We start from the raw sequence: 15,122 nt of genomic DNA, 5'->3' as shown, positions 1-15,122 counted from the left end.
GTGGGTCAAGGTTTTATTGCCAACGGCAAATATACTTGCAATACCGATTACCGCTAATACGCAGAGAAGCGTGATCTTGTTTTTAATAGACAGCATAGAGATAACATCCGACAGTATTAATTTTTATAATTCCTTTATCGGCAAATCTATCAGAAGTTTGAGAGTTTTAACTCTAAAATTTTACTTATTTTTGCATTGATTTTTAGCGCTACGTAAAAATGATATATTTGCATATTAAACAAGGGGTGATTTTATAAAATTACCGCCATGTGGGATTTGTGTTATAAATCGGGGTGGTAATATATATGGGGTCTTAGTAAATCCGCTAGTGTAAAAAAAGTATAAATACGGTTTTGGCAAGTATTAATGCCATCCATAGGAGGTAACCAATTGTCATTTACCGTGAAAGCCCCGATTCCAGATAATAAGTGGTTAATAATTTGAAGTCGTCGTTATAGCGATAGCTAATAACGGGTATATTTGGTCATTAGCTATTTGGAAACGCTATAATGCATTGATAAAATTATTAATAATGTTATCAGCCTATGACGATTTGTCCCAAAATATATCCGGCACAGCACGCTGAAATCACGCCGATGAGGCCAACACTCATGAACGAGTGGTTGAAATACCATTTACCTATTTTGGTGGTACCTGATGAATCAAAGTTCACTGTCGCAATGTCTGACGGGTAGTTTGGAATGAAGAAGTACCCATAAACGGCGGGCATGAGACCGATCAACAATGCAGGTTCTAATCCCAATGCTAGTCCGACAGGAAGCATCATTCTGGCCGTTGCGGCCTGTGAATTGACGACGACTGAGACAGTAAATAACGCTAATGCAAAGGTCCACGGGTAGTCGGTAACCATACCGACGATGCCAGATTTAAATTGTGGCATGGCATATTGGAAATACGTATCGGACATCCAAGCAATACCAAAAATGGCGATGGCGGCAACCATCCCTGATTTAAATACCACACCGTTAGGGACTAAACGTGGGTCGGTGTTGGTCGCTAGTAAGATTATCCCGCCAAAGCACAACATCATCATTTGAATAATGACCGACATGCTAATGGGTTTACCACTGTCGGTGAGTGTGCGTAATTCTGGCACCATCGCGATGATGACGATAACAACGATGGAAAAAAGAAAGATAAGTACAGAGTTACGGGCGGACTTAGGTAGCTCTTCATCTAATGACGTCGCGGTAGTATTCAAAATACGCTCGCGCCACTCAGGATCCTTCAATCGTGCTTGATACTCAGGGTCATCGTCTAATTCTTTGCCTCGTTTCATGCTATACAAAGACATAAGCAATGTACCAAACAAGGTGGCTGGCACCGTGACCATCAATATTGAAAGTAGAGTAATGTTGGTTTGGATCTCCGCAAGCTGGGCGAGATAGTACACTACGGCAGCGGAGATAGGCGACGCTGTGATCGCAATTTGCGAGGCCACGGAAGATGCCGCCATTGGGCGTTCTGGTCGTATACCGTTTTTTAGTGCGACATCACCTATGATTGGCATGATGGAGTACACTGCATGCCCGGTACCGAGTAAAAAGGTCATGCTATAGGTGACGAACGGGGCAATCAGCGTTACGCGCTTTGGATTCTTCCGAAGTAACCGCTCGGCAACTTGCAGCATGTATTTGAGGCCACCTGCAGCTTCCAGTATGGAGGCACATGTCACGACAGCCAAGATGATAAGCATGACTGTAACGGGGGGCGAGGTTGGAGGCATTTTGAAGATAAAGACTTCAATCGTTAGACCAATGCCTGATACCACTCCAAGACCAATACCACCCTTTCTTGAGCCTATATAGAGCATGGCAAGTAAGAATAGAAATTCTAGATACAACATCACTAATTCCTTATTTACATTTTGTAACAGTGGGGTAATTATCCTCTATTAAATTGTGGTTATTTGAACGAGTGATCACATAACTTATTGAATCAAAATTGGAAATTACGTTTTATATGTTGGATCACGGTATTGTCGTTAGTCGTGATTGAGGTGTGAGTTAGATGTAAAGAATTGGAGGGCGTTACGTTACATTAGTGATAGCTATCAGCAATGCAGGCATGAGCGTTATCGTGTTGCAGTGGATTGAGGGATGAGGTTAATGCGCGCTTGAGTCACAGTGGGGTACGGATTTCCCCCACCTTTCTATTGATGACATTAATGAGGCATTTCGTTTATTGAGCAGAAGGGGCTTGAGGCGTCAGCGCGGCCGACGTTATGAACTCACCAAAGGTTTCGCACCAGATTATGGCTGTATTGTATTTTTCTATATTTGTTCCACTGGGGAGGGGAAGAATAAAGCGGTCAAAGGTTTTGATGTCACCGATTTTTACCATGCGACTTTTATTGGCAGTAAACGCGTCTTCAGTTTCGATATAAGTAGCAGACAGGTAAAGTTTGTAATCGGGTCCCGGAGCAAGCTCACCAGTAAACATTACGCTTTCTTGGGTTAATGCTATTTTGCCTTCTCCCCAGTGGAGAAAGTCACTGTCTTGGCGATTTTTATCAAACTGACCGATCAGCGCTACCTGACTTGACTGGTAAATATTCTCATCAATTTCGGGCGATTCAGGTTGTATAAGGATAGGCAGTAGATAAATGCCTAGCATAAAGCCTGAAAACAACGCCGCCAAATGACTACACAGTAAAATGACTCGTTTCACCTTTCTACTCCATTGTTTTCTATGATGTTAAATTGCAATTTAGTTATTAGCTTCTCCATTAGAGCATAGTTCATGTCACAAAATATACGTCATGGATTTTATCAAGAAAGTACGTGAGGGCTAATTAATGGAAGTGATGCTTGTCGGTGAGGAAATGATGCGGCTGGCTAAGGCTTTTAGTATTGGTTAATGAAGGGGGGAGGTAAGTTAACGTGGCGGTTAATCAAACGTAATTATGTGTCCGTTCGGAAGTCATGATGCAAGTGGATATTCAATCCTTCGAATATCGTATTTAAATGTCGTTTACTCCGGAGCGATTACACCAAAGTGTCGAGAAATGAGAGCGTTTAAAATGGGAAAATAACGCCAACTTTACCGTAAGTATTACGAGTGCTAGTACCAAATTTTCCTTCGTTGCCAACTTCTACATACGGCACCATATTTTGGATGTCAGTGAAGGTTGCACGCAGTTCAACGTTGTAGATTGTGTCTTTGTTACGGTCATCAGTGATCGCGATGGTTTTATCGTTGTTTTCTTTCTGACCAACGACCTTTGCTCTGAAGTACATGCGATCAGTGACTTGTTTACCAGCGGCCAGATCAAAACGGTAAATATCGCTACGCTCGGTGCCGTTTCCTGAGTTTAGATCCGTATCTTTACGAAGACGTAGTGACGTATCAAATAGGTCTGCTACGTTACCACCCACAGTAACACCAAACTTATTTTGGTCATTGGAAGCTTGGCGACTTTTCTTGTCAACGAACTCGTATTCGCCTTTTAGCCAAAAGTTAGTGAAGTCATGCTTGTAGTTAAAGTTGTATTCATTTTCGAAATTCGCTTTACGCTTCGCAGATGCGCCAAACCCTTCGTAACCAACAAAGGCTTTTATGCCTGAACCGTTGCTTGTTGTGTATTCCGTCTGACCATTTACAAACTTAGCGTCTAACTCTACGCCACCTGATAGACCTTCAGCCATCACATTGGTAGCAAATACCGATGTCAATGCCAGAACGATTGCTGATTTTTTCATGTTCGTTACCTTTATTCTAATTAGTCCACTGATTTTGAACGCGGCTAAGGTAACGGAAATTCAGAATAGGTCTAAGTTGGCTTCTGGCTTATTTTCGAATAGGTGTGGCTTGACATTTTTCGGGTTGATTTGTTTTTGTCGTTTGAAGGCGGGGAGATGCTTAAAAAGTAATAGGCAAAAAAAACACCTCAAAAAGTGAGGTGTTTTGAGCCCAATGGCCTGTTCCAGAACTTTGCAGAGTTCAAGTTTTATAGAGCTCTAATCGGTCAAATTACTGTAAGTGATCTCTCATCGCTAAAAGGCGTTCAAGTAGGCTTTTAATGCCTTTAATCGGACGGTCGCCCCACCGATAATATCCATGAAACCAAGCTTAGAGGATGGTTTATCCGCTGATACCCATCCAGAACCTGTTGCACCAAGTGGTACGTTATAGCCTTCAGGCTCTTCAAACTCGATCACAATCGTACGACCATGTGAGCCCGCATTGTTGCCTACGTGTTGGCGAACTTGTTGACTTGACCCTATAGCTGAAACGGTCGCTTCACCGGTATTGCTGGTGATACTATGAACACGCCCTCTAAATATTTCGCCAGGATGAGAATTAATGAAAAACTCGGCGAATTGTCCTTCTTGGATATGACGGTATGTTTGGTCGCTAACACGCATTTCGACGAATTTTCTACCTGTGTCATATAAGAACAAGTTACCAGTACGAGATCCTTCAGCGATGTTAATTATGCCAACAATGCCATCAAAAGGGGCACGTACCTGATTTCGATCATTGAGCCACTCTGTTTGATTGATTTTAGCTTTAATACCGTCCGCGTCAGATCTCGCAGCCATTAAATCGGCATTTCCTTTCTGGATCTTAGTATGAAGCTCATCGCGATCTAGTTCTGAGCTGAACTCATCAAGCTTGACCAAACGTTGATAGTTCTTTTTATCGATTATGATTTGCTCTTCGATGCTAATCATACGGTGCTCACTGGCGATCAAACTTGAACGCAAGCTTTTAATCTCTTCATCCGCATCTTCAGACTCTAACGTGTAAAGCAACTCGCCTTTTTTAACATGTTGGTTATGCGTGACGTAAATGTCTTTCACCTGTTGACCAAACAGTGGGCTAAGCACAGCGTGGGGGGCTTTAACCGTAGTACTGTCAGTGAGGTCAGCAGGGGACCAGAATCGGTGCGCAGTAAATAGTGAAAATGCGATGAAAGCACCAAAACCTACACTTAATACTGCGTTTCTCAGTGTCCACTTAATGACACCGAGTTTAACCAGTAACCATATAATCAGGACGTAAGGGAGCATGATCTCTTTCATTTTGCTTCTTCCTTCTTGTTACCGTAGATACCACTATGGATTACACGGCTCACCGATTTACCCACAGCTTCCCAATTAGTAAATGCGATGACGACGGCAAGAACCCACCAAAGCTTATCAATGAACAATCCACATAGAGAAAGTGCAAACACTAAGTTAGCGTGGGCACTTTGCATATATTGGCTGCGGTGTACGGCGACTTCGTGGAGTTGCCAAAGTAAATACAGCACATAGACAACGATAGATAATGTAATGACAAAAATGATGCCCATGAACATTTCAGAGTTAAGGAGGCCAATGATCGTCGGTTGACCATTGGTGAAGTGATCGCTGGGCAGCGCTTTACCATGGACAGTAGACAGTAGTGAAAAGGCATAGCTTAAGGTTAAAAAGCTACCAATAATGAGTACCGCCTTAAGGCTGAACCTTAAGGACTTAATGATAAGTGGTTTCATACTAGATTATCCGAGTATCGGTAGGGCGCGAGAGTAAACGTGCAAGCGAGCGGCAGTGTTACCATAAATGGCCGCTTTCTCCGTTTCAGAAAGGCGATATTGGTTTAATAGTCTGAGCATAGTTTTTCCTATATCAGGCTATCCTTAGCGTTAGTGCGACTCGCTAACTACGTAAAGTGGGTAGTCAGCGGCTATAATCAATGGATAAATGTCATGGTAATCAACGGGTAGTAAGCATATCAATGACAGATCAACCATTCTTGGTATGAAAATATCGTATTAGATTTAATCGCTGAAATATATCTACTCCACTTAGGTTCTGGTATAAATTTCATTTATGTATTGCGTGGATAGTGGATAGTGGATAGTAGATAGTAGATAGCGGGTAGTGCGTAGTGTGTGTTGCTGTGTGCTATTGGGCTGGAGATGCTATAGCGAGGGAATAGGTTGATGATAAATCACCCATGCTGATTGTTTATTCACCAAACGAACCGGTTTCTATGCTTTTATCTAATGAAATGCTATACAAGTAAAATATCGTCAGTTAACATTCGTTTGTTCCAGAAAATTGGAACCAAAATGATAACAAACGTCAGTTTGTACTCATTGATGCCGAGATGGTGAAATTGGTAGACACGCTAGCATGAGGTGCTAGTGCCTATGGTGTGAGGGTTCGAGTCCCTCTCTCGGCACCATTTCTTCCCTCATAAATATACAGACTACAATGCAGAACAACGGAATAGGTTCAAAGCACATCAGTACGTCTAGCTCAGATTCAATTCAATTGTTGACTGAGGTGTCTCTGCACGCCCTGTTGCATCTAGAATTCAAAAAACTCGACTCAAAATCAGCACATCTTGACCGAGAAAAATGCAATGACCTACTGGTTCGTTGGTTAAAACCCAAACTCAAAAGTAACAAATACAAAGCCATTCGAAAGCAACTAAAGACGATGAGCTTGCAAGCTAAGAAATCCCAGGTTGATCTAGAAGATGTATTGCTTGTGGGTATTGAGGCAAAACCAGAAGCTGTGCAGCCTCATTTAGACAGTTATTTATTGCTTATTCGTGAAATCGAGAAGAAACTCGGTACTACGGCGCTGTTATCGAGTGCAAGACAAGTTGATCTTGACCATGATAAAGACGGTTGTTTGCTGTGTGTGTTGTCTGACGATCTTAATAGCCATTTTGGTACTAAAAATCAGCTGATTGATAGTATTTCTATTTTATTTCGTGGAACGGTTCGAGAAAAGCACCTGTTTCTTGGTGCTATATATGCGAATGACGTATTTGCTTATCAGCTGCAATATGAGGATGATGACTTTGTACGAATTGAGCTTGAACTAAATCATTAGTGAAAAAATGTCATCAATGAGTGACTGGCTTTGTTCTGGCGCACACTGACTAGCACGGACATAGCTTCGAATTCCCATGATCTGTATTTGAACGTATTGACCCAAACGCTGAGCGTTGAGAGATGGTTCAATTTCACCACAGGCTTGCGCTGCCCTTATCACGTTTTCAAACTCTTTCTCAATTTTACGTAGAGCGTGGCGTGCACAGTTCAGTAGTTCAGCGTTGTCTTCGGTCAATTCTGCGATAGTTTTTGTGAGCATGCATAAGTTACTGGGTGCAGGCTGTTCGCCGGGAATGACGCTTGCACGGACAAAATTCTTTAGCCCTTCTAAAGGAGAGGCAGCAGCGGAAGTAACGTTGTGAAGCCGTTTAACGCTTTGTTCTGCGTAATGCTCTAACGCAACTTTGAATAATCCTTCTTTGCTTCCAAACTCAGCGTAGATACTTCCTGGCCGCATGTCGACAGCCTCTTGTAAACTGCGCATTGACGTTGCGTGATAGCCCTTTTCCCAATACAAAAGCATGGCGTTATGAATGACTTCTTCACGTTGAAATTGAGCGGTTTTAGCCATGTTAATATCTCTGCATTGAACGAGTGTTCAATTTTAGCGCTAACCGATTCTGAAGTAAAGTGAGTACAGGCTTGCTCTTGTGTGGTAAGTCACGACGGAAGTTGACAGTGGTGTGCTTGGCTTTTGAGGGCAGATTGTTGTTGATGCTTCATTATGGACATTTTTTTCCATAATAAGTGGTGTTTGTCGCCCTTTTTCTTTTTCATTAGAGCCTTTATTCTACGCTCCTCAGCACAGTCAATGTGGTAGCCGAAGTAATATTAGTGAAGCAATATTAGTAATGGGTTCGGACTACTTTTAGTGTATTGATTGGTGTGATTACTTTCATTTTAGACCTTGGAGCGAGCCTGTGACTCATCAAATAATCAAAGATTTAACCAGTCGATACACTGCGAAAAAATACGATGCTACAAAACGTATTTCAGCAGAAGATATGGATGTGATTAAAGAAGCACTGCGCCTTTCTGCGTCTTCAATTAACTCTCAACCATGGAAGTTTATTGTGATTGAAAGTGACGCGGCAAAGCAACGTTTCCATGACTCCTTTGCGAATATGCATCAATTTAATCAACCCCATGCTAAAGAAGCGTCTCATACGATTTTATTTGCTCATAATCCAAACTATAGCAAAGATGATTATCGTCAAGTCGTTGATACGGAAGTCAGCTCTGGTCATTTGCCGGCTGAGATGTACGACACGATGCTAAACGGCGCATTTGGGTTTGTTGAGTTAAATACCGATGAAGCGGGTTATAACGGGCAGTGGACAAAAGCTCAAACCTACATCGCACTGGGGAATACGTTACACGTGCTAGCGCGTCTAGGTATCGCTTCAACACCGATGGAAGGTGTTGATCCTGAGCTCCTTGGAGAAATCTTCAAGGATCAGCTAGATGGCTATGTGTGTGATTTTGCATTGGCATTGGGATACCATAAAGAAGGTGAAGATTATAATTATGGTTTACCGAAATCGCGTTTAGCTCAAGAAGAAATCATCGAAGTATTGTAATTGCAGGCACTTAGCGTGGACTATAGCGCATAGCACACGGTCTCACCCTAAAATACATTGACGAAAAAGGAGCCTATTAGTAAGGCTCCTTTTTTGGTTTTCGATGGGTTAATGGTTACCCAGAACGCTCATCCACTGATATTTTTATGCTGTCGTTTTATTTTTTTCGACGCCAGGCACAACCACATCTTCAATGAGTCGATCTATCATTTCATTGGTGACAAGTACAATGCCGTTTTCTGAAACAGTAAAGCGAGCTTTGTCTTGTTCGGCATCAAACCCAATAATCATACCATCCGGAATCTGACAGCCTTCACCAACAATGACTTTTTGCAGCTTACAGTCCATCCCTACGGTTGCGCTAGGTAGAAGAATACAGTCGGTCACTTCTGCACGGTCTTCTACTCTGACGTCAGATGAAACAAGGCTATGTGTTATTTGCGCACCAGAAATGATTGCGCCAGCACAAAGCACTGAGTCCACGGCAAAGCCACGTCGCTCCGGTTCATTGAATAAGAACTTTACCCCTGGACGCTGTACTTGGCTGGTCATGATTGGCCAACTAGTATCGTACAAGTCAAGTTCTGGGGTTGGTGCGAGTAAATCCATTGTGGCAGCGTAATACTCTTCTACGTGACCCACATCGCGCCAATATCCGTTGGCACCAGGATGACCATTTTCAGTAAAGACGTAGCCTTTTAGCTTACTGCGACCGATAAGACTTGGAATGATGTTATGACCAAAGTCATGCTTGTAATTTGGATCGTTAAGCGCCTGCTTTAATTCATTATCCAGTACATCCAGATTGAAGATATAGATACCCATAGAAATCAGAGCTTTGTCTGGTTCATTTGGCATACAAGTAGGATTGGTCGGTTTTTCAACAAAGTTGATGATGTCGGCATCATCATTAAGACCCATCACTCCGAACTCGGAAGCTTCCTCAATTGGTTTTTGGATACACGCAACGGTCACGTCTGCGCCACTTTCTACATGGAAGTTGACCATGCGTGAGTAATCCATTTTGTAGATGTGATCGCCACCCAAAATCAGAATACGTTCTGTTTGGTCGTGTCGTTTCATCAGGTCTAAGTTTTGGTAAATAGCATCAGCGGTACCGCGGTACCAGTCTTCACCGACACGCTGCTGGGCAGGAATGATGTGCACGCCTTCATTAAGCGCAGAGTAAGTCGATTGCCAACCTGTCTGGATATGAGTGATGAGATCTTGCGCCATGTATTGCGTAAGTACACCTACTTTTCGGATGCCAGAGTTGATGCAATTAGATAGTGCAAAATCAATAATTTTGAACTTACCACCGAACGAAACAGCCGGTTTCGCAACGCTGGAAGTGAGTTCTTTAAGCCGAGTACCTTTTCCTCCTGCGAGGATCATAGCCGTTGTATTACGTAGTCGAGCATTACTCGAAATATGTGAATATTGGTTTTCCTTTGGCATTGTATTACTCCTTTTATTACAAGCGCAAAGACGTGTGGGGGAGTGTAAACATGCTTTCTTCTTGTGAGAAAGTTCGTGTTTATGTGGGTTCACCCAAAGACGTCAAATATATTACCTCTCTATAAGAACAGAGAAATGCTATGTGATCCATGTCATATTAAGCAAAGCGATTATCAAGCATTGGATCTTGGTTATAGATCACAGAAACCCGTATCGAGAGTGAAACAATTGTTGTCAGCTTGTTTCAAACGTAACGGCTTTGTCTTGCTTTACTTAGTCAAACTACTTGTATGCACCGTATAAGCATTTCGTTACGTATTGATGACACCCAATGGCTGGTGGGTGACTGGCTTAATTAATGGTTTCATTAAGTCGTTTGTTTTAAACGCTGGGTGATAGGTAAGATTAGAGGAAGCGGAGCAGAGAACACCTGTTGCATCAGCAATAAAGAGTTGAGTTATCCGTAATAATACATAAACTTGTCGGTATTCAGAGCGTGACTAATCGCGAGTGCGCTCTTTTTTGATTTAGATGATGAGTAATGAGGTTTTAGCATGTCTAAAAAAGATTATTACAGCGTGCTAGGGGTCTCGAAAGGTGCCTCCGAACAAGAAATAAAGAAAGCCTATAAACGGCTAGCAATGAAGTTTCATCCAGATAAGAATCCGGGTGATGCGGCGGCAGAAGCGAGCTTTAAAGAAGTTAAAGAAGCGTATGAAATTCTGACGGATAAAGACAAACGCCGTCAATATGATCAATTTGGACACGCTGCATTTGAAAACGGCGGGCAGGGTGGACGTGGTGGTCACCATGGTGGATTTGATGACATCTTCGGTGACGCATTCCGCCAGCGTGGACAGGGTTTTGGCGGCGGCTTTGGTGGCTTTGAAGACATGTTCTCTCAAGGAAGAGGGCGTCAGCCTCGCCCTCAGCGTGGACAAGACAGCGAGTTTACCCTAACGGTCGATTTTGTCGACGCGATTCAAGGTGCAGATAAGGTCGTTGAACTACCGATCAACGGTGAGCACAAAAAGATCAATGTTAAAATACCGGCTGGCATTAAAGACGGTGAAAAGATACGTTTTTCGGGTAAAGGTGGCGCGGGTTCTTACGGCGCACCTGCGGGTGATCTGTTATTGGTTATTGCCACTAGAGCACATGCATTTCTTGAACGAGATGAAAATGATCTCATCTGTAATACCCCTGTCGATATTATCACTGCGGCGTTGGGTGGTGAAATTGAAGTTAACGTGCTTGATAGCCGTTTTAAATTACGTATACCTGCAGGGACTCAGCATGGACGAAAATTTAAAATGACGGGTAAAGGGGTCACAAGCCGTAAAGGCGAAACGGGTGACTTGTTGGTGAGAATACAGCTCAAAGTGCCTACGGCGCTTAACGATCAACAACGTTCTTTGTTGGAGCAGTTTAAAGAAACGATGCAATAGCGTTGCAAATACAGCGTTAATCCGTTTTAGTTTAGCGTGTTATGTGTGATTTGATAAAGACAGCCTTCTTTCGATGGCTGTCTTTTTGTTTTCTATAACCTGCGTTATTAGCTGATAGGCACTATGCTTATAAATTACACTCAAATTTAAGTCTCTATCTCATCCATCATTTTTCCAAATAATGCAGATATCGACGTCCTCTTTAAACTCGCAGCTAGCCAAGGAGAGAGCAATGACGATGGTGTTCAAAGCCCTTATTTTGGGGTTGCTGTTTGGTTTTGTCACGAAGGAAGTTCTTGCCCAGACATCCATGTTTTTGGTGTGTTAGCCAGCGGCGGCTTTAATAGTAATGAAGAGCAGCAAAGCGATGAAGCATCAGCTTTACTGCTCTTCGCTGTTACGTAAATTGCTGTTACCAAATAGGTATTACGTAAATAGGCATTACGCGAGTTCAGGTTATTGAGCGGCATCAAAAGGGTAGCGATCTAACCCGTTACTTACTCCATCGTCATCACTGTCGTTATAAATACCATCGACGGGACTTTCTCCCCACGCTGTTAATGAACGATTAATGGCATTGGACACGGAAATGTTGTCAAAGTAGAGAGTCTTAGGACTACGAATTTCGGTGTACATACCAAATTTCATATAGCCATCATTACCAATTAACAAGGTTTTTCCTATCCGATCGAGTTTCAACTCTCCGTTAACCCACACTTTCACATGACCATCATCACCGAGAGATTTTTTGAAATAGACTCGAATATCTGTCCACGTATCTTGTGGCGCAGTGCCTAAGTCGACAACTGGGTGTCCACTCGAATGGTAAGTGAGTGCAAACTGACCGTCATTACTTAATCGGATCGCGGCGTGTGGTCCCGAACTGAATGATTTCCACTGGGTAATAATCACTGAATATTTAGTGATGGTTTGCCAGGATTCATCAGGACGAATACTCGCGCTGTAATAGGTCTCCTTACCGGGTGAGAATCGGTAAATACTGCTCATAAAGGCAGCTTCAGAGCGATAGGCTGGTGGCTCTCCAAACACTTTTAACACTCGATCGCCTGTTCTCGCCCATGGTACCGCTTCAGTTTGGTAGTAGTGATTGCTAGTGGGCTCTTTAGTCAGTGAGTTGAAGTCACTAGAAAAAGACGGCGTAAGCTCGCCAGGAAGTTCAGAGTGTAATGTACCATTTTCCCAACCTGCCGTGTAAATGGGGGCCGCGTTATCAATCGGTGTGGTGCGATTCACTTGGACATCAACCACTGCAGATTCAGAACGGTTAAACCCATCATCAACTGAGTAAGTAAAGTCATCCAGTCCAACAAAGCCTGCATTGGGTGTATACAGAATATGCTCGGCAGTGATGGTTAGTGTGCCGTAACGAGGGGCTTGGTCAATGAAAATCTGCAGTTCATCTTGCTCTGGATCGACGTCATTATTGAGCACACTACACAGCAGCTGTTTATCTTCTAATCCGTTACAAGAGTCAGGCACGACCATCGTGACTTGGTTTTGCCAACGACTTGCGTCAAGGGGATAATCATCCATGTCATCATCAACGCCATCGCCGTCATCATCAAGATCTTGATTATTGCCAATGCCATCTTGGTCGGTGTCTAGCCATTCATTAGGGTCATTAGGGAACGCATCTTCAGCATCGACGACATTATCGGCATCTGAGTCTTTAGATAAAGGAGAGAGATCAAATTGAAGTCTATCAACTCGTACAGCACCATCGATTGCCCGAAGAGTAAGCGTGTGTTTACCTTTAGTTAGGTAGAGCGTTTGTGGTGCAGTGGGTTCAAACTCACGAGCAACTTGGGTTGTCGATAAAAAAGGCAGGTGCGCGAGAACCGTATCATCTTCGGCGAGTTCTAGGTTTTTTGTTGTACTCGCAGTAGATCCAACCCATGCGGAGAATTCAAAATACGCATCATTTGGTACTTCGACGGTATAGTTCATCCATTCGCTGCGAGCAAACCAGCCAACATGAAAATAGCCAGAATGGGTTGAGATATCGATGGCGTCGTTGCGATAGTTTTTGCCTCCACGATTGGTGTCAGTGGTTTCAAAGTAGGCGACGCCTTGGCCGCCTAAATCATAATCCTCTGCTTCGATGATCGCGGGAAGCTGGTGAGTAGGTAAGGCATGTTTATTAGGGTCCCAAGGGTAAACATCATCACTGTCAATGATGCCGTCGCCATCCGTATCTACTTCATTAGCGTTCACCGCGAACGATGTCACTAAAGGGCTAAGCAGCATGGTGGTTCCAGCCGCAATATACAGTAGGGAAGCGAGCCTGTTTCTATCTATTAATTGATTCATGGCAGATCCTCGTTTAATTCTTGCCGCATGGACTCACACAAAGAGCGTCACGGTAGATCGTGGCAACGGTTCGTGTGGGTGTGCGGTGAAAGTGTGAATTAATTGAGTGCACTCCTGATCAAAGTAGTGAATTTAGAGTTAATATCAAACGGTAATCATATTGATGAGGTGAATGTGTTTTTGGTTGGAGAGTGGGTTCTATTGACGAACATAGCGATTGATGTTCAAGGCTGACTTAATTTAAGATTACTATCATTATGTAATTTCCTCAGCGAGTTATATGGTTGCGTTTGAAATTGAACAGGATGTTACTGATAGAAAACACACATTTTGCATTGTGTTTAGTTTCACAATTGAGGTAGCGGCAGGAAAAAAGTACCCAAAGCGCTGCTCTGATAGGTTGTAGGCATTAAGTGATTGAACTCTCAGTAATAACTTAGGTTAATATTGCGACACTCTAAATTTGACTTAATTATGATTAATTTGAATTAAGATCGCATCGTGTTGGTCTAGTCGTGGTTGTACCAGTTTGATATGCTGTGGTTAACGCGGAGGTACAGTATGAAGTGGAAAGTTGTTGCTGTGTTAGGCGCTGCATTAACCTTATTTGGGTGCAGTAAACCTGATGCCGAGCCGACCGAAAGTGAGTTGTCGAATCACCAAAGCCAGCAAGTTGTTATTGTTCATGGACTCGGTCGCAGTGCTTGGTCAATGCAAACCATGTCTGGTCTAATTTCAAAGCAAGGCTATCAAGTTTGTGTGGTTGATTATCCGACGCTTCGCCAATCCATTGACAATACGCTGGGCCAAAGCGCGAGTGCTATTTCAGACTGTATTACTCAGTTCGAAGAAGCGGACTTTGTTCATACCAACCTATCGAAGACACATTTTGTCGGACATTCACTCGGCGGTCTGGTGATCCGTTCGTATTTAGCTAATCACCCCGACTTTGTCTCCTCGAAGGAGATGGGAGAGGTGGTGTTTTTAGGTACGCCTAATCATGGAAGTGATGTTGCCGACTTTTTTGTGGATAATGGTTTGTTGTCATTATTAGGTGAAACGGCCACATCATTGACCACGGATCCAAACAGCTTTCCAAATAGCCTACCGCAACCAAATTACGAATTTGGTGTTATCGCTGGGACACAGAGCTATCCCGTTTTTAGCGGTATGTTTGATAATTCTAATGATGGGCTAGTGTCGGTAGAGTCGACGAAATTAGAAGGCATGAAAGATTTTGTTGAAGTGGATATTAAACATGACAAGCTAAGACGAGACCCCCATGTGACGCGCCTAATCTTAAGCTTTATCTCAACCGGAACGTTTGATGCTTCTTAAAGATCACAAGATTGCTCCGTTTAATCAGTAGATCATGAAGGGAGTTAAATTCCCCCTTGGCATTGATGAAGAAAATTCACTGTGATATCTGAATGAAATTGATATAAC

The 15,122-nt window shown here is 43.0% G+C and carries 12 protein-coding genes and 1 tRNA gene; 5 read left to right on the top strand and 8 right to left on the bottom strand.

Going from position 1 to position 15,122, the window contains the following annotated elements; all coding sequences use genetic code 11:
* Positions 1-538: 538 nt before the first annotated feature.
* The 5 genes from M9196_RS22975 to M9196_RS22955 form a co-directional block, all read right to left on the bottom strand.
* On the bottom strand, positions 539-1,867 hold the full coding sequence (locus M9196_RS22975) for an anaerobic C4-dicarboxylate transporter (protein WP_250619831.1): 1,329 nt from the start codon (positions 1,865-1,867) through the stop codon (positions 539-541).
* Positions 1,868-2,202: 335 nt separating this feature from the next.
* Entirely contained in the window at positions 2,203-2,691 is a 489-nt protein-coding gene (locus M9196_RS22970; protein WP_250619830.1) for a DM13 domain-containing protein, read from the bottom strand.
* Positions 2,692-3,038: 347 nt separating this feature from the next.
* Positions 3,039-3,722 carry a hypothetical protein gene (locus tag M9196_RS22965; RefSeq protein ID WP_250619829.1) on the bottom strand — a complete coding sequence of 228 codons (684 nt, stop codon included), beginning with the start codon at positions 3,720-3,722 and terminating at the stop codon, positions 3,039-3,041.
* A 294-nt stretch (positions 3,723-4,016) separates the two neighbouring features.
* Positions 4,017-5,048 (bottom strand): HlyD family secretion protein, encoded by a 1,032-nt coding sequence (locus tag M9196_RS22960; protein WP_250619828.1) that lies wholly within the window; start codon positions 5,046-5,048, stop codon positions 4,017-4,019.
* Positions 5,045-5,503, bottom strand: coding sequence for a magnesium transporter (locus M9196_RS22955; RefSeq protein ID WP_250619827.1), 459 nt, complete (start codon positions 5,501-5,503; stop codon positions 5,045-5,047). Before M9196_RS22955 ends, M9196_RS22960 begins: the two co-directional genes overlap by 4 nt.
* 611 nt (positions 5,504-6,114) lie before the next feature.
* On the opposite strand from M9196_RS22955, the gene M9196_RS22950 reads away from it, so the two are divergent.
* Together M9196_RS22950 and M9196_RS22945 are read left to right on the top strand one after the other, a co-directional pair.
* Positions 6,115-6,198: transfer RNA gene (locus M9196_RS22950), tRNA-Leu, on the top strand.
* A gap of 44 nt (positions 6,199-6,242) precedes the next feature.
* Complete coding sequence (locus tag M9196_RS22945) at positions 6,243-6,857, top strand: DUF2913 family protein (RefSeq protein WP_406707707.1); 615 nt, start codon at positions 6,243-6,245, stop codon at positions 6,855-6,857.
* On the opposite strand, the gene M9196_RS22940 is transcribed toward M9196_RS22945, so the two are convergent.
* Positions 6,846-7,430, bottom strand: coding sequence for a TetR/AcrR family transcriptional regulator (locus M9196_RS22940; protein ID WP_250619825.1), 585 nt, complete (start codon positions 7,428-7,430; stop codon positions 6,846-6,848). The genes M9196_RS22945 and M9196_RS22940 overlap by 12 nt on opposite strands.
* A 349-nt stretch (positions 7,431-7,779) precedes the next feature.
* Between M9196_RS22940 and M9196_RS22935 the strand changes: the two genes are divergently transcribed.
* Complete coding sequence (locus tag M9196_RS22935; RefSeq protein ID WP_250619824.1) at positions 7,780-8,439, top strand: nitroreductase family protein; 660 nt, start codon at positions 7,780-7,782, stop codon at positions 8,437-8,439.
* Positions 8,440-8,583: 144 nt separating this feature from the next.
* On the opposite strand, the gene glgC is transcribed toward M9196_RS22935, so the two are convergent.
* Complete coding sequence (glgC, locus tag M9196_RS22930; protein WP_250619823.1) at positions 8,584-9,897, bottom strand: glucose-1-phosphate adenylyltransferase; 1,314 nt, start codon at positions 9,895-9,897, stop codon at positions 8,584-8,586.
* Positions 9,898-10,451: 554 nt separating this feature from the next.
* Here glgC and M9196_RS22925 point away from each other — a divergent pair.
* Complete coding sequence (locus M9196_RS22925; RefSeq protein ID WP_250619822.1) at positions 10,452-11,345, top strand: DnaJ C-terminal domain-containing protein; 894 nt, start codon at positions 10,452-10,454, stop codon at positions 11,343-11,345.
* A 456-nt stretch (positions 11,346-11,801) separates the two neighbouring features.
* On the opposite strand, the gene M9196_RS22920 is transcribed toward M9196_RS22925, so the two are convergent.
* Entirely contained in the window at positions 11,802-13,676 is a 1,875-nt protein-coding gene (locus M9196_RS22920) for a heparin lyase I family protein (protein WP_250619821.1), read from the bottom strand.
* Positions 13,677-14,237: 561 nt separating this feature from the next.
* Here M9196_RS22920 and M9196_RS22915 point away from each other — a divergent pair.
* Positions 14,238-15,014 carry an alpha/beta fold hydrolase gene (locus M9196_RS22915; RefSeq protein WP_250619820.1) on the top strand — a complete coding sequence of 259 codons (777 nt, stop codon included), beginning with the start codon at positions 14,238-14,240 and terminating at the stop codon, positions 15,012-15,014.
* The last annotated feature ends 108 nt before the right edge of the window (positions 15,015-15,122 follow it).

Origin of the sequence: Vibrio methylphosphonaticus, from assembly GCF_023634655.1 — a bacterium.
In the GTDB taxonomy this organism is placed as follows: Bacteria; Pseudomonadota; Gammaproteobacteria; order Enterobacterales; family Vibrionaceae; genus Vibrio; species Vibrio methylphosphonaticus.
The sequence above is the reverse complement of the archived record's forward strand: the minus strand, read 5'-3'. Positions and strand labels throughout refer to the sequence as shown.